Annotated in this window: 14 protein-coding genes; 2 read left to right on the plus strand and 12 right to left on the minus strand. The window is 68.4% G+C overall.

Annotated elements, in window-relative coordinates; translation table 11 throughout:
- Positions 1-79 precede the first annotated feature (79 nt).
- From LA521A_RS15700 to LA521A_RS15715, 4 genes are all read right to left on the minus strand, one after another.
- The gene (locus LA521A_RS15700) at positions 80-649 is read right to left on the minus strand and encodes a GNAT family N-acetyltransferase (RefSeq protein WP_281779787.1); all 570 of its coding nucleotides are present in this window, start codon (positions 647-649) and stop codon (positions 80-82) included.
- Between the two features lie 99 nt (positions 650-748).
- Positions 749-2,248, minus strand: coding sequence for an alanine/glycine:cation symporter family protein (locus LA521A_RS15705; protein WP_343226720.1), 1,500 nt, complete (start codon positions 2,246-2,248; stop codon positions 749-751).
- Positions 2,249-2,415: 167 nt separating this feature from the next.
- Positions 2,416-5,556 carry an efflux RND transporter permease subunit gene (locus LA521A_RS15710; RefSeq protein ID WP_281779789.1) on the minus strand — a complete coding sequence of 1,047 codons (3,141 nt, stop codon included), beginning with the start codon at positions 5,554-5,556 and terminating at the stop codon, positions 2,416-2,418.
- Positions 5,557-5,571: 15 nt separating this feature from the next.
- On the minus strand, positions 5,572-6,696 hold the full coding sequence (locus LA521A_RS15715) for an efflux RND transporter periplasmic adaptor subunit (RefSeq protein WP_425494532.1): 1,125 nt from the start codon (positions 6,694-6,696) through the stop codon (positions 5,572-5,574).
- 326 nt (positions 6,697-7,022) lie between these two features.
- Between LA521A_RS15715 and cysK the strand changes: the two genes are divergently transcribed.
- Positions 7,023-7,979 carry a cysteine synthase A gene (gene cysK, locus LA521A_RS15720; protein ID WP_281779791.1) on the plus strand — a complete coding sequence of 319 codons (957 nt, stop codon included), beginning with the start codon at positions 7,023-7,025 and terminating at the stop codon, positions 7,977-7,979.
- A 186-nt stretch (positions 7,980-8,165) separates the two neighbouring features.
- Positions 8,166-8,684, plus strand: a complete 519-nt coding sequence (locus LA521A_RS15725) for an O-acetyl-ADP-ribose deacetylase (protein ID WP_281779792.1) — start codon at positions 8,166-8,168, stop codon at positions 8,682-8,684.
- Between the two features lie 345 nt (positions 8,685-9,029).
- On the opposite strand, the gene LA521A_RS15730 is transcribed toward LA521A_RS15725, so the two are convergent.
- From LA521A_RS15730 to LA521A_RS15765, 8 genes are all read right to left on the minus strand, one after another.
- A complete protein-coding gene (locus tag LA521A_RS15730; protein ID WP_281779793.1) occupies positions 9,030-9,641 on the minus strand; it encodes a cytochrome c3 family protein in 612 nt (203 codons plus the stop codon).
- Positions 9,638-10,258 carry a nitrate reductase cytochrome c-type subunit gene (locus tag LA521A_RS15735; RefSeq protein WP_281779794.1) on the minus strand — a complete coding sequence of 207 codons (621 nt, stop codon included), beginning with the start codon at positions 10,256-10,258 and terminating at the stop codon, positions 9,638-9,640. Before LA521A_RS15735 ends, LA521A_RS15730 begins: the two co-directional genes overlap by 4 nt.
- Positions 10,259-10,267: 9 nt before the next feature.
- Positions 10,268-12,760, minus strand: coding sequence for a periplasmic nitrate reductase subunit alpha (napA, locus tag LA521A_RS15740; protein WP_281779795.1), 2,493 nt, complete (start codon positions 12,758-12,760; stop codon positions 10,268-10,270).
- Entirely contained in the window at positions 12,757-13,092 is a 336-nt protein-coding gene (locus LA521A_RS15745) for a chaperone NapD (RefSeq protein WP_281779796.1), read from the minus strand. Before LA521A_RS15745 ends, napA begins: the two co-directional genes overlap by 4 nt.
- Positions 13,089-13,607, minus strand: a complete 519-nt coding sequence (locus tag LA521A_RS15750; RefSeq protein ID WP_281779797.1) for a ferredoxin-type protein NapF — start codon at positions 13,605-13,607, stop codon at positions 13,089-13,091. The genes LA521A_RS15745 and LA521A_RS15750 overlap by 4 nt, the downstream gene beginning before the upstream one ends.
- Before the next feature lies 1 nt (position 13,608).
- Positions 13,609-13,773, minus strand: a complete 165-nt coding sequence (locus LA521A_RS15755) for a periplasmic nitrate reductase, NapE protein (protein WP_281779798.1) — start codon at positions 13,771-13,773, stop codon at positions 13,609-13,611.
- Between the two features lie 270 nt (positions 13,774-14,043).
- Positions 14,044-15,054, minus strand: a complete 1,011-nt coding sequence (locus tag LA521A_RS15760; RefSeq protein ID WP_281779799.1) for a class I fructose-bisphosphate aldolase — start codon at positions 15,052-15,054, stop codon at positions 14,044-14,046.
- A gap of 135 nt (positions 15,055-15,189) precedes the next feature.
- Complete coding sequence (locus LA521A_RS15765) at positions 15,190-15,876, minus strand: hypothetical protein (RefSeq protein WP_281779800.1); 687 nt, start codon at positions 15,874-15,876, stop codon at positions 15,190-15,192.
- Positions 15,877-15,892 lie beyond the last annotated feature (16 nt).

A 15,892-nucleotide genomic window follows, 5' to 3' on the forward strand; every position in this document is an offset into this window, starting at 1 on the left:
GCCGCCGCCCCACGGGGACGCGCCCTCACGCGAAGGCGGGGCGGGCGGACGCGGGCCACGGGGCGGACGATTGGGCGGATCACGGTGCGTCACACAGACTCCTTCGTACTCTGGCGAACACACGCACGTCGCGCGGCTCGCCGTTCTTCACGAGGGCGCAGCGTGCGACGCCCTCTTCGATGAAACCGTTCTTCAGCAGCACGCGCGCCGACGCCTCGTTGAACCCGAGCACCGTCGCCTGCAGGCGGAACAGCGCCAGGCGCTGCATCGCCCAGGGCGCGTACGTCGCGACCACGCGCGTCATCAGACCGCGTCCCCACAACGACTTGCCGAGCCAGTAACCCAGTTCGGCGCAATGCCCGCGTTCGGCATCGCCGGGCCGCGCGCCGATGCCGCCGCAGGCGTGGCCGTCCACTTCGATGGCGAACACCGGATCGTCCAGATCGACCACGGCGCCGGACAGGAAACGCTCGCCGTCCTCGCGCGTGTACGGATGCGGAAAGCGGCTGCTGAGCCCGCGCACGACGTCGGCGTCGTTGGCGTGGCGCAGGAGCGAGTCCAGGTCCGACGGACGCCACGGCCGCAGCACGAAGCCCTCGCCGGTCAGGCGTTCGGACTCGAATCGGGAACTGGGCGCGAGGGCGGGCATGCGTACAGGGTACCCGCGCCGGGGCGGAGGCACCCGAACCGCGCGTTCAGCCGGCCCGGCGCCCACCCGTTGCGGGATGGGCGACGGCGCGCATCGGAATCAGCCTTCGCCCTGCAGCGAGGGGTGCGCCGGCGTAGCGGCAGCGGGCTCGGCCGCCGGCTGCGTGCCCGCACGGCCGCGCCAGAAATCGGCGTTGCGGATGCCCAGCGCGTCCGGATCGAACACCGGGTCCAGGCCGAGCTTCTTCTGCCGTTCGTAATCGCGCAGCGCGATCATCGCCGGCTTGGCGAGGATCAGGATCGCGACGATGTTGAGCCACGCCATCAGGCCCACGCCGATGTCGCCCAGCGCCCAGGCCACCGACGCGTTGTGCGAGGCGCCGAAGATCACCATCGCGATGATGCCCAGGCGCAGCAGCAGCACCGTCAGCGGGCGGCGACGGCCGCCGTTGACGTAGGCGAGGTTGGTTTCGGCCATGTAGTAATAGGCCATGATCGTGGTGAAGGCGAAGAAGAACAGCGCCAGTGCGACGAAGCCCGCCCCCCAGCCGGGCAGCACCGATTCCACCGCCGCCTGCGCGAAGCCAGGACCGGGCTCGGTGCCCGCCAGTCCCGAATACAGCGCCGCGCCGTCGGCGCCGACCACGTTGTAGCGGCCCGTGGACAGGATCAGGAAGGCGGTGGCGGTGCACACCATCATCGTGTCGAAGTAGATCGCGAACGCCTGCACGTAACCCTGCTTGGCCGGGTGCGAAACCTCCGCGGCGGCGGCCGCGTGCGGGCCGGTGCCCTGCCCGGCTTCGTTGGCGTAGATGCCGCGCTTGACGCCCCATTCCACCGCCAGGCCGAGCAGCGCGCCGTACGCCGCGTGGCCGCCGAACGCGCTGGAGAAGATCATGCCGAACATCTCCGGCACCTGGTCGGCGTTCATCGCCATCACGACCACGGCCATCAGGATGTAACCCATCGCCATGAACGGCACGACGATCTCGGCGAAGTTGGCGATGCGCTTCACGCCGCCGAAGATGATGATGGCCAGCAGCACCGACACCGCCGCCCCGATGCCGAGCTTGAACGCGTCGCGCGCGTCCATGCCCAGCCATTGGCCGTCGAGCGAACCGCACAGCGCCGAGCCGTGGCACACGTTGGCGGCGCTGTCGGCGATGGCGTTGGCCTGCACGCCGGGCATCAGGAAGCCGGTCGCGGCGATCGTGGCGATCGCGAAGGCCATCGCGTACCACTTCAGGCCCATGGCCTTTTCGATGTAGTACGCCGGGCCGCCGCGGTAGCGGCCTTCGGCGTCCTTGGTCTTGTAGATCTGCGCGAGCGTGGATTCCACGTAGGACGTGGACGCGCCGAGGAAGCCCATCACCCACATCCAGAAGATCGCGCCCGGCCCGCCGAACGCGATCGCCGTGGCGACGCCGGCGATGTTGCCGATGCCGATGCGCCCGGCCATCGACATCGCCAGGGCCTGGAACGAGGACACGCCCGCGTCGGACTTCTGCCCGCCCACGGTGAGGCGGAACATCTCGACGAAGCCGCGCACCTGCATGAAGCGGGTGCGGACGCTGAAGTACAGGCCGGCGGCCAGGCACATGAAGATCAGTGCCTGGCTCCAGACGATGCCGTTGATGGCGCTAAGGACGGTTTCCACGCTGGCTCCCGGACGGAGGAAAGGACGCGCCCCGTCGTCGGGGAACCGCCCGATTCTGCATGAAAGCCACGCGCGATGCGTGGCCCTTGCGCCCGGTTACGCGAATCGCATCACGCGTGCCCGCCCACCGACGGCGTGCTCGCCTCCAGCTTCTCCAGCTCCTGCCCGACGGCCTCCGGCGAGCGCGTGTACTTGGCCAGCAGCACGTAGAACGCCGGCACGACGAACAGCGACAGCAGCGTGGAGAACGACACGCCGAAGATCACCACGATGCCGATCGTCGCGCGGCTCGCCGAGCCGGGGCCGCCGGCGAGCACCAGCGGGATCGCGCCCACCACCGTCGCGATCGACGTCATCAGGATCGGGCGCAGGCGCACCGAGGACGACTCGACGATCGCGTCGCGGATGCTGCGGCCTTCGTCGCGCAGCTGGTTGGCGAACTCGACGATGAGGATGCCGTTCTTCGCCGCCAGGCCCACCAGCATCACGATGCCGATCTGGCTGAACAGGTTGAGCGTGCCGCCTGTCACCGCAAGTCCAATCAGCGCGCCGAGCACGCCCAGCGGCACGGTGAGCATGATGACGAACGGGTGGATGAAGCTTTCGAACTGCGCGGCGAGCACGAGGTACACGACCAGCAGCGCCAGGGTGAAGGTCAGCAGCACCGCGCCGCCGGCCTGGATGTACTCGCGCGATTCGCCCTTCCAGTCGATCTGCGCGTGGTCCGGCAGCTCGGTGCGCACGCTGTCTTCGAGCCAGGCGATGGCCTCGCCCATCGGATAGCCCGGCGTCAGGCCGGCGCTGATGGTGATGGCGCGCAGGCGGTTGAAGCGGTTGAGGCTGCCGGGCTCGGCGAGTTCGCGCAGCGTCACCAGGTTCGACAGCGGGATCAGCGCGCCGTCGCGCGAGCGCACCTGGATCGCCGCCAGATCTTCCGGCGAGGCGCGCAGTTCGCGGTCGGACTGCACGATCACGTCGTATTCCTCGCCGTTCTGCACGAACGTGGTGACGCGACGGCTGCCCATCATGGTTTCCAGCGCGTGGCCGATGTCGGTCACCGGCACGCCGAGGTCGGCCGCACGCTGGCGATCGATCTCCACGCGCATCTGCGGGCGCGTTTCCTTGTAGTCCGAATCGACCGAGAAGAAGCCCGGGTTGGCTTCCATCTTCGCGATGAGCTTGTCGCGCCATTGCGCGAGTTCGGCGTACTCCGGGCCGCCCAGCACGATGTTGATCGGCTGGCCGCGCGAACGCACCAGGCCGCCGGACACCTGCGGCATCGCGCGCACGCCGGGCAGCTTGCCCAGCTCGCCGCGCAGCGAATCGGCGACGTCGGCGGTGGAGGTCTTGCGGTCCTTCCAGTCCTGCAGGAATACCGCGATGCGCCCGGTGTGCATTTCCTCGCTCGCGCCGAAACCGCCGGGCACGCGCGGGTTGTAGCGCTGGATCGTCTGGCCTTCGCCGGTGTGCGCGGCGACGATCTTCTCGACCTGCTGCACCTGGTTCACGGTGTAGTCGAAACCGGCGCCTTCCGGGCCCTGGATCATGATCTGGAACGAGCCGCGGTCTTCGGCGGGCGCCAGTTCCGACGGCACCAGCTTCAGCAGCAGGCCGCTGACGACGATGGTCGCCAGCATCACGCCGACGACGAGCATCCAGATGCGCGAGGTGGCAAGCCCGGTCGTGCGCGAGAGCAGCCCGCGATAGCGCGAAGTGACGCCGTCCAGCCGCGCGTTGACCCAGCGGTGCACGACGTTCGACTTCTCCTGGCTGTGCGGGCGCACGAGCTTCGAGGACATCATCGGCGTAAGCGTCAGCGCGACGAAGGCCGAGATCGCCACCGCGCCGGCGAGCGCGACGGAGAGTTCGCGGAACAGGCGACCGGTGTTGCCTTCCATGAAGCCGACCGGCAGGAACACCGCGACCAGCACGGCGGTGGTCGCGATCACCGCGAACGCCACCTGCTGCGTGCCGCGCTTGGCGGCGACCAGGCGGGGCTCGCCGAGGTCCGTGCGTCGCTGGATGTTCTCCAGCACGACGATGGCGTCGTCGACCACCAGGCCGATCGCCAGCACCAGGGCGAGCAGCGTCAGCAGGTTGATCGAGAACCCGAACAGGTAGAGCGGGATGAACGCGGCGATCAGGCATACCGGCACGGTGACTGCCGGGATCAGCGCGGCGCGGAAGCTGCCGAGGAACAGCCAGATCACCACCAGCACCAGCACGATCGCCTCGATCAGCGTGTGGTACACGCGCTCGACGGCCGACTCGATGAAGATCGTGGTGTCGAAGGCGACGAAGATCTTCGTGCCTTCCGGCAGCGTCTTCTGCACCTTCTCGGCTTCCTCGCGCACGGCGCGCGCGACGTCGAGGCTGTTCGCGGTGGACGTCTTGACGATGCCCAGGCCAATGTTCGGCTCGCCGTTGCTGCGGTAGTACGCGCGGCGTTCGGCCGAGGCCAGCTCGATGCGCGAGACATCGCCCAGGCGCACGACGTAGCCGTCGGTGCCCTTGCCCAGCGGGATCTGCGCGAAGTCTTCCGGCTTCTGGTAGCTGCGCGCCACGCGCAGGGTGAAGTCGCGCGCGTTGGATTCGATGCGGCCGGCGGGAAGCTCGACGTTCTCGGCTTCCAGCGCGTTCTCCACTTCGTTGACGGTGATGCCGCGCGCGGCGAGCGCGTCGCGATCCAGCCAGATGCGCATCGCGTAGCGCTGCTGCCCGCCGATGCGCACCTGCGCGACGCCGTCGACGGAGGACAGGCGATCGACGACGTAGCGCTCGGCGTAGTCCGACAGCTGCAGCGTGTCCATGCGCGTGGAGCTCATGTTCAGCCACAGGATCGGGTCGGCGTCGGATTCGACCTTCTCCACTTCCGGCGGATCGGCTTCGTCCGGCATGCGGTCGAGCACGCGGCTCACCGCGTCGCGCACGTCGTTGGCGGCCGCTTCGATCTCGCGGTTGAGCGTGAACTCGATGCTGATCGACGCGCGGCCGTTGACGCTGCGCGATTCGATGGACTCGATGCCTTCGATGCCGGCGAGCGCGTCTTCCAGGATCTGCGTGATGCGCGTTTCCACCACCGCCGCCGAGGCGCCGGGGTAGTTCACCTGCACCGAGACGATGGGCGGGTCGATGGCCGGCAGTTCGCGCAACGTGAGGCGCGAGAACGCCATCACGCCGAGCACGATGATGAGCAGGCTCATCACCGTGGCGAAGACGGGACGGCGGATCGACAGGTCGGACAGGTTCATGGCGTTCGCCCCGGATCAGCCGGCCTTGGCCGTGCTGTTCTTGGTGGCCGCGCCGACTTCGCCGGCCGGCGCCTTGTCGCCCGCCGCATCGACGATGCGCGCGCCGACGCGCAGCTTGCCGGTGCCGTCCACGACGATGCGGTCGCCGACGTTCAGGCCCTGCGCGACTTCGGCCAGGCCGTCGCGGCGCGCGCCGATCTTCACATCGACGCGTTCGACCGACGAATCGGGCTTCACGCGGTACACGAACGAATCGGTGCCGACCTGCACGATGGAGATTTCCGGCACGAGCAGCGCCTGGCGTTCCGGTCGCGACAGGCGCACCTGCAGCAGCATGCCGGGGCGCAGCGCGCGGTCGGGGTTGGCGAAATCGCCGCGCACCACGACCGAACGCGTGGCTTCGTCCACGCGCGCATCGACCGTGCTGACCTGGCCTTCGAACCTGCGGCCCGGATACGCGGTGCTCGTGCCGCTGACCTGCTGGCCGACGCCGAGCGTGGCGATCATCGCCTCCGGCACCGGGAAATCGACGTAGACGCGCGCGGTGTCGTCGAGGGTGGCGATCGCCGTACCCGGCGTCACCAGCGCGCCCGGGCTCACCTGACGGATGCCGAGCACGCCGCCGAACGGCGCGCGGATCACGCGATCGCCGATGTCGGCGCGCATCTGCGCGACACGGGCGCGCGCGGCGTCGCGGATCGCACGCTGCGTGTCGAGCTGCGAGCGCGAGATCAGCTGCTGGCCGGCGAGTTCGTTCTGGCGCTCGTAGAGCTTGTCGGCTTCGTTCGCCGTGGCCTGCGCCTGTTCGAACGCGGCCTGCTGCTGGCGCCCGGTGAGCGTGACCAGCGGCGCGCCGGCGGCCACCACGTCGCCGCTTTCGAAATGCACCTGCTGCACCGTCTCGCTGACCTTGGCGGTGACGGTGATGGATTCGCGCGCCTTCACGTTGCCCAGCGCGAGCAGCGTGTCGCTGAACGGCTGCATGCGGACCTGCTGCGTCGTCACCGGGATGGGACGATCGCCGCCGCCGTCCTTGCGTTGTTCGGCCCCGTTGCTGCCGCATGCGACGGTCGCGCCGACGAGGGCCAGCACGAGGCCGGCACGAAGGGCGCGAAAACTGAATCTGGAACAAGGTCGCATGCGGCTGCCTGGAAGGACTGACGGGTGTGGCGCGTAGAGCCGGAGGATTCTAGCCGTCGAGGATCAACGGCTGCGTAGCCCATTGGTTGACAACTCATTGCGCAAACGGGCGCAGGCGCCAGAACGCGCAAGGCGGCCTCCGACCGGCGGCCACGCCACCCCACGGCAGCGAACGGGATCTGACACCCGACTGTGGCACTCTCCGATGACGGTCTCGTGGACGGCCGCGACCGGTCGTGTTCCGCGTCGCAATGGCCGCTCCGGCCGGCATCCCGCGTCCCGCTTCAGGCCCCCTTGCGCTCAAGCCCCGTGACCAGGAGTTCCCCATGATCCACGACAGCATCCTCGACACCATCGGCCGCACCCCGGTGGTCCGCCTGCACCGCCTCGCCCCGGAACACGTGACGCTGTACGCGAAGGTGGAAGCCTTCAATCCCGGCGGCTCGGTGAAGGACCGCCTCGCGCTGGCGATCATCCTGGACGCCGAAGCGCGCGGCCAGCTCAAGCCGGGCGACACGGTGATCGAGGCGACCTCGGGCAACACCGGCGTCGCGCTGGCGATGGTGTGCGCCGCGCGCGGCTACAAGTTCGTGGCGGTGATGAGCGATTCGTTCTCGATGGAACGCCGCAAGCTCATGCGCGCCTACGGCGCCAAGCTGATCCTCACGCCCGCCGCCGAGCGCGGCAGCGGCATGGTGCGTCGCGCCGCCGAACTGGCCGAAAAGCACGGCTGGTTCCTCGCGCGCCAGTTCACCAACCCGGCCAATCCGGCGTACCACCGGCAGACGACCGCGGCGGAAATCCTGCGCGATTTCGCCGGCCAGCGGCTCGACCACTTCGTCACCGGCTGGGGCACGGGCGGCACGCTTACCGGCGTGGGCGAGGTGCTCAAGATCGCCCGGCCCGAGGTGCGTGTGACCACCTGCGAGCCGGCGGGCGCGTCGCTGCTGGCCGGCAAGGAATGGCAGCCGCACAAGATCCAGGGCTGGACGCCGGACTTCGTGCCCGAGGTGCTCAATCGCGACGTCGCCGACGCGATCCTGCCCATCGACGACGTGCTCGCGCGCGACACGGCGCGTCGCCTTGCGCAGGAGGAAGGCATCTTCGTCGGCATCTCCGCCGGCGCGACGGCCGCCGCCGCGCTGGAAGTCGCGCGCAACGCGGAGGAAGGCTCCGTGATCCTCACCATGCTGCCCGACACGGGCGAGCGGTACCTGTCGACGTTCCTGTTCGAAGGCGTGAACGAGGGCTCGGACGACGAGTGGCTGGCGGGGTTGCCGTAAGGCGGCGCCGTCGATTCCCCGAGCGTTGAGCCCCTCTCCCTGCGGGAGAGGGGTTGGGGTGAGGGTCGGGGCGCGCGATGCGGCACCGCCGATGTCACGCCCTTTCTTCCAGCGAAGTCGACGTCCCGGATGATGTATCCCCTGCGGGGGTGACGCGCTGAGAACGCATGCGGCTAAGCGACCACCATGCCCATCGAAGCCCTCCAGACCGACATCACCACGCTCGACGTCGACGCCCTGGTCAACGCGGCGAACGAGTCGTTGCTCGGCGGCGGCGGCGTGGACGGGGCGATCCATCGCGCGGCGGGGCCGGGCCTGCTCGACGAGTGCCGCGCGTTGCCGCAGGTGCGCCCCGGCGTGCGCTGCCCGACGGGCGAGGCGCGCATCACCGGCGGGCATCGCCTGCGCGCACGCCACGTGATCCACACGGTCGGTCCGGTGTGGCGCGGCGGCGGTCACGACGAGGCCGCGTTGCTGGCGTCGTGCTATCGCGAATCGCTGCGGCTGGCGATGGAGCAACGCGTGGCCTCGATGGCGTTTCCGGCGATCAGCTGCGGCATCTACGGCTATCCGCCGGAGCGCGCGGTGCCGATCGCGGTGCGCGAAGTACGCACGTGGCTGGGCGCGCACGACGCGCCGGTGCGGGTGGTGTTCGCGTGTTTCGGGGCGGAGATGGCGGCGTTGTATCGGGAGGCGCTCGGATGAGTAGGCAGCTGCCATCCATGGCGCAACGTATAGCCTCCGGATCGCCCGGCCCGGCCATCCATGGCCGGTCGTTCGGCAGGCCACGCGGCAGTGCCGCTTTACACCGGCTTCGGCTGGGTAGGCAGCTGCCATCCATGGCGCAACGTATAGCCTTCGGAACGCCCTGCCCGGGCATCCATGGCCGGTCGTTCGGCAGGCCACGCGGCAGTGCCGCTTTGCACCGGCTTCGGCTGGGTAGGCAACTGCCATCCATGGCGCAACGTATAGCCTTCGGAACGCCCGGCCCGGCCATCCATGGCCGGTCGTGAGCCCGCGCGCGAAGCTGTGCTTCGCAAGCGCGCGGGCTCACCCTTGCGGTATCCCCGCCATGTCCGGCAGGTGATGCGCGATGCCCTTGTGGCAATCGATGCACGTCTTCTCGCGCGTGACCAGCCAGCGCTGGTGGATCTGCGCGGCGCGCGCGCTCTGGCGCGTGAGGTCCATCGACTCGTAGTTGTGGCAGTTGCGACATTCCAGCGAATCGTTCGCCTTCAGGCGCGCCCATTCGTGCATCGCCAGTTCGAGGCGGTGGTCGAGGAACTTCTCGCGCGTGTTCACCGTGCCAAAAATCTTTCCCCACACTTCCTTCGACGCCTGCATCTTGCGCGCGATCTTGTCGGTCCACTTGTGCGGGACGTGGCAGTCCGGGCACGTCGCGCGCACGCCGGAGCGGTTGCTGTAGTGGATCGTCGGCTTCAGCTCCTGGAACACGTTGTCGCGCATCTCATGGCAGCTGGTGCAGAACTCCTCGGTGTTGGTCGCTTCCAGCGCGGTGTTGAAACCGCCCCAGAACACGATGCCCGCAAGGAATCCCGCCGCCACCAGGAAGCCCAGGCTGTAATGCACGCTCGGGCGCCGCAGCGTCAGCCAGTACGGTCGCAGCCACGACCACGCGCGTTCCCACAGGCGGCGCATCATGGCGTCCTCTGCGCCGCTTCGGCGGTCGCCGTGCCGGCCTCGGCCGCGGCGAGCACCGCGTCGATGGTCTGGAAGGTGTTGTTCACCAGCACCGGCGCATCGGTCTGCACGACGTGGCACTGGTTGCAGAAGTAGCGACGCGAGGAAATCGTGGCGAGGAACTGGTCGTCGCGATCCATGTAGTGCGTGACGCTCACCGGCGGCGCCTGGAATTTCTCGGCGTTCGCGCGCGCGTGGCAGAGCATGCAGCGGTTGCTGTTCTTGTCGACCTGGTAGCCGTCGATGGCGTGCGGAATCGTCGGCGGCTGCATCGGGTAGGCGCGCTCGCGCTTGACGTCCATGTTCTGCACGCGCCACAGCGGCTGCGGCGCGGCTTCCTGGTCGATGGGAATGCCACGACGCAGCGCATCGATCTGGCGACGGTCGGTGCGGCCCAGCGCCGAATCCGGATGCGTGACGGGCGCCTTGTGGGCCGCGGCGACTTCGCGCTGCGCCTCGTGCTTCTTCTCGCTGCCGCGGCCGAACAGCCAGCCGGCGATGAACACCAGGACCAGCAGCCCGACGGTGAGCGAGGCGGCGATCCACAACGGACGATTTCGCGCGAATGCGTTGTTCATGGCCGCCTCCTATGCGCCCAGGATCTTGACCGCGCACTTCTTGTAGTCGGTCTGCTTGGAAATCGGATCGGTCGCGTCCAGCGTCACCTTGTTGATCAGCTGGCCCGCGTCGAACCACGGCACGAACACCACGCCCTCGGGCATGCGGTTGCGACCGCGCGTCTCCACGCGCGTGCGCATTTCGCCGCGCCGCGACACCACGCGCACGTCGTCGCCGCGCTTGAGGCCGCGCTTGCGCGCATCGTCGGGATTCATGAACACCATCGCCGTCGGGAACGCACGGAACAGTTCCGGGATGCGCATCGTCATCGAACCCGAATGCCAGTGTTCCAGCACGCGGCCGGTGACCAGCCACAGGTCGAATTCCTCGTCGGGCGACTCGGCCGGCGGCTCGTACGGCAGCGCCCAGATCACCGCGCGGCCGTCCTTGTTGCCGTAGAACTCGAAGCCCGCGCCGGGCGTGACGAAGGGGTCGGAACCTTCGCGGTAACGCCACAGCGTTTCCTTGCCGTTGACCACCGGCCAGCGCAGGCCGCGCACCTGGTGGTAGGTGTCGAACGGCGCCAGGTCGTGGCCGTGGCCGCGCCCGAAGGTCGCGTATTCCTCGAACAGGCCCTTCTGCACGTAGAAGCCGAAGTGCGTGGACTCGTCGTTCGCGTAGCCTTCCTGGATGTCCGACAGCGGATAGCGGTCGACGTTGCCGTTTTTGAACAGCACGTCGAACAGCGTCTTGCCCTTGTAGTACGGATTGGCGGCGAGGATGTCCGCCGGCCAGCATTCGTCGGTGGTGAAGCGCTTGGAGAATTCCATCAGCTGCCACAGGTCCGAGCGCGCCTGCGCCGGCGCGTTGACCAGCTGGTGCCAGAACTGCGTGCGGCGTTCGGCGTTGCCGTATGCGCCTTCCTTTTCCACCCACATCGCGGTGGGCAGGATCAGGTCCGCCGCCTGCCCCGTGACGGTCGGGTACGCATCGGACACGACGATGAAGTTCTTCGGATTGCGATAGCCCGGCAGCGTTTCCTCGTAGAGGTTCGCCGCCGCCTGCATGTTGTTGTTGACCTGCACCCAGTACGCGTTGAGCTTGCCGTCCTTGAGCATGCGGTTCTGCTGCACGGCGTGGTAGCCGGGCTTGGGATTGATCAGCCCGTGCGGCAGCTTCCAGATTTCCTCGGCATGCTTGCGATGCTCGGGATTGGCCACCATCAGGTCGGCCGGCAGGCGATGGCTGAAGGTGCCCACTTCGCGCGCGGTGCCGCACGCCGACGGCTGCCCGGTCAGCGAGAACGGACTGTTGCCGGGCGTGGATATCTTTCCGGTCAGCAGGTGGATGTTGTAGATCAGGTTGTTGGCCCACACGCCGCGCGTGTGCTGGTTGAAGCCCATGGTCCAGAACGACATGACCTTGACCTTCGGATCGGCGTACAGCTCGGCGAGCTTCTCCAGCCAGCCGCGCTCCACGCCGGTCATCTCCACCGCCTTGTCGAGCGTGTACGGCTTCACGAACGCGGCGAACTGCTCGAAGTCGATCGGCTCGCCGCCGCCGGCGTCGTTGGCGTTCTTCGCCTTCATCTCCAGCGGATTGTCCGGACGCAGGCCGTAGCCGATGTCGTCGTTGCCGCGCTTGAAGCTGGTGTGGCGACTGACGAAATCCTTGTTGACCCGCCCGGTGCTGATGATGTGGTTGGCGATGTAGTTGAGGATGACCAGGTCGGTCTGCGGCTTGAAGACGATCGGGATGTCCGCCAGCTCGAAGCTGCGGTGCTCGAAGGTCGACATCACCGCGACCTTCACGTGCGGATGCGTCAGGCGTCGGTCGGTCACGCGCGTCCACAGGATCGGATGCATCTCGGCCATGTTCGAGCCCCACAGCACGAATGCGTCGGCCGCCTCGATGTCGTCGTAGACGCCCATCGGTTCGTCCATGCCGAAGGTGCGCATGAAGCCGAACGCCGCCGAGGCCATGCAATGGCGCGCGTTGGGATCGATGTGGTTGCTGCGAAAGCCCGCCTTCATCAGCTTGTTGGCGGCGTAGCCCTCCCAGATCGTCCACTGGCCCGAACCGAACATGCCGATGCCGTCGCCGCCCTTTTCCTTCAGCACGCGCTTGAACTGCGCGGCCATCACGTCGAAGGCCTCGTCCCAGCCGACTTCGGTGAACTCACCGTCCTTCGCGTAGACGCCGTTCTTCTTGCGCAGCAGCGGGAGTTTGAGGCGGTCGGCGCCGTACATCACCTTCGACAGGAAGTAACCCTTGACGCAGTTGATGCCGCGATTGACCTCGGCGTGCACGTCGCCGTGCGTGGCGACGACGCGGCCTTCCTTCACCGCGACGTTGACGCCGCAGCCGGTGCCGCAGAAACGGCACGGCGCCTTGTCCCACTTCAGCGCGGTGAGATCGCCCTCGGTGAGCATGTTGGTGGTGTCGCCCGGCAGCGGCATGCCGGCGGCGGCCGCGGCGGTGGCGACGGCGGTGTTGCGGATGAATTCGCGGCGCGTGGTCATGGGGCGACTCCGGAAGCCTGGATCTCGTTGGCCGTCCGCACCGGCGCGTCGAGCGCCTCGCGCGGTTCGGCATGGTGGTAGACGAGCGCGACGTTGAGCACGCCGGGCAGCGCGCGCAGCGCATCGATGCGGTCGAGCACCGCGTACTGGTCGGCGCATTCGCACAGCACGACGCTGCGCGTGCCGTGGCGCAGCGCGAGTTCGAGGTCCTCGTGCGCGGCGATGTGCGCGTCGATCGCCTCCGCGGCCTCGATGCGGTGCTGCAGGACCAGGCTGGCGATGTGGATGTCGCCGGGCGCTGCGGGTTCGATGGCGGTGTCGTCGGGGGTCATGCGGTCTCCGTGCGTTCCGGGTGCGCGGCGCATGCCGACAACGCGATGGCCTGCGTCGGGCACACGCCCACGCACGCGCCGCACCCGGTGCAGCGCGCGGGGTCGATGGTGGGCAGCGGCACGCGCGCCGTGAGCGGAAAGGCGATGGCGCGTTCGGGGCAGACATCCCGGCAGCTCGAACACACCACGCCGCGGCGCGGCAGGCAGCTGTCGGCGACGAGCGCCTTCAGCGTCCAGGGTTCGTCGGACGACGCGCGATCCAGCGCGCGCGGCGTGCAGGCGTGTTCGCACTCGCCGCAGAAGGTGCATTCGCCCAGGCGTGGATCGAACACCGGGCGCCCGCCCGCATCGCGCGCGAGCACGCGTTCCGGGCAGCGATCGACGCACGCGCCGCACGCGGTGCAGGCGTCGAGGAAGTCGTTCTCGTGCAGCGCCCACGGTGGGCGCAAAGGGGCCACCGCGGCCCGGCGGCCGAACAGCAACGCGCGTCGCGAGGGATCCGGACCGCGCGCCACGTCAGTGCCCCGTCGGCGGTCCGGAAACGAACATCTGCCAGAACCAGACGATGAAGCCGTAGCTGGCCACGATCATCACGGTGAGCAGCGGAAACACCACTGCGGTCAGCAGCAGGAAGGCCGTGCGTTCTCTTCGCTTGATGACGTTGTCATCTGGCTGGTCCATGGCCGGCTCCGGTCTGTCGCTTTCGCGAAGGACACCCGGTCGCGGCGTCCTTGACGTCGAGTCTGCTGGCGAGGCCGGATCGGAAACTTGATCCGGATCAACCCATTGCCGTCCATTCCCCGCCCGCCTGCATCCTCGTCTGGGCGGCGTGGACGCCGCGTATAGGGAACGTGGACGCGAACCCGACTGTACCGCGCGGCTGCAGTGCACAAAAAAGAAAAGCCGGCGCGAGGCCGGCTTTCCCGTACTGCATGACGATGGCGCCGGCGCTTACGCGGCCTGCTTCCACTGGCCCAGCGCGGCCAGGCCGTTGTCGCGGGCGCGCTCGTACACGGTCTGCTGCGCGCGGGCGAAGTTGTTCACCAGGTCCTGCGACCACAGCTTCAGCGCGGCGGCCTGCATGGCGCGGCCGTACGAGAACGACAGCGGCCACGGGTTCGGGCCCATCTGGTTCATCGCGTTGAGGTGCGCGGTGGCGGCTTCGTCCGACTGGCCGCCGGACAGGAACACGATGCCCGGCAGCGTCGCCGGCACGGTGGACTTCAGGCACTGCAGCGTGGCGGCGGCGACTTCCTCGAACGACGCCTGGTCGGCGCAGGTGTTGCCCGGCACGACCATCGAAGCCTTGAGGATGGTGCCTTCCAGCATGACGCTGTGCTCGTAGAGCGAGGCGAACAGCGAACGCAGCGCGACTTCGGTGACCTCGTAGCAGGTCTCGATGTCGTGGCTGCCGTCCATGATCACTTCCGGCTCGACCATCGGCACCAGGCCCTGCTCCTGGCACAGCGCGGCGTAGCGGGCCAGCGCATGGGCGTTCGCGTCGATGCAGGTGCCCGACGGGATGTCGTCGCCGATGTTGATGACCGCGCGCCACTTGGCGAAGCGGGCGCCGAGCTTGTAGTACTCCTCCAGGCGCGCGCGCAGGCCGTCGAGGCCTTCGGTCACCACTTCGCCCGGGAAGCCGGCGAGGTTGTGCGTGCCCTTGTCGACCTTGATGCCCGGGATCATGCCGTGGTCGGTCATGTACTTGGCGAACGGCACGCCGTCGCTGGTGGACTGGCGGATGGTTTCGTCGAACAGGATGGCGCCGGAGATGTACTCGTTCAGCTTCGGCGTGGTGAGCAGCAGCTCGCGGTAGCGACGGCGGTTCTCTTCGGTGTTCTCGATGCCGACACCGGCGAAACGCTTGGCGCAGGTGGCGCCGGACTCGTCGATGGCGATGATCCCCTTGCCCGGTGCCATCATGGCCTGGGCGGTTTCGGCAAGCTGTTCGATGCTCATGGTCGTCCTGCGGAAGCGGTGGGAAGCCCGACATTATAGCCGGGTACGCGTGCAAAGAGCCGGTCAACGCAAAGAAAAATCAACCACTTGCAGACCGGACACCCCGGAATCCAATACCACTTGGGATGTATGCGTTTACATGCCCGGGCGTCCGGCGAGGGCATCGCGCAGGGTCTGGTTGGCGTCCTCGCGCGTGGTCACGAACCCGCCCGCTGCATCGATGCCGGGCACGAAGTCCGCGCTTGCGTCGTGCGCGCGCTTCAGCGCGGCGATGGCGCGATAGCAGGCGTCCATCGAACCCGCGTGCGGACAACCGAGCAGGTGGTAGAACTCGTGCACCGTCGCCTTCGAAGGCGGCACGAACAGCTGGTTGAGCGAGGCGCGCGTGGCGACCACGTAACCGCGCGTGTGCGTCGCCTCGTCCACCATGCCGAGCACTTCCGGCATCAGCAGCCCCCACAGCGCATCGCCGGCATTGCGGTCGACGAAGGCGACCAGGCGATCGCACGGCACTTCGAGCCGGCGTTGCGCGACGTCCTCGAACAGGCGCTCGTGCGTGAACCCGGCGCGCTGCCACGGGCGCACCCACGGCACGACGACCGTTATGCCGTAGGACGCGAATTCCTCGTTGACGGCGGCGATGAGCGCGTCGATGCGCCGCGGCGCGACATCCGGCGTGTGCAGCACGCACACGCGCAACGGCATCGGCGGACCGTAGTCGATTGCGAGGCGTTCGCGCGTATGCGTGCCGACGCTCGTGCATGCGGCCAGCGCGACGAGCAGCGCGCACAGCCAGAACCCTCTTGCCGCCTTGCCGACCATGACCGCGCCCCCACGA

Source organism: Lysobacter auxotrophicus (assembly GCF_027924565.1).
Classification (GTDB): Bacteria; Pseudomonadota; Gammaproteobacteria; order Xanthomonadales; family Xanthomonadaceae; genus Lysobacter_J; species Lysobacter_J auxotrophicus.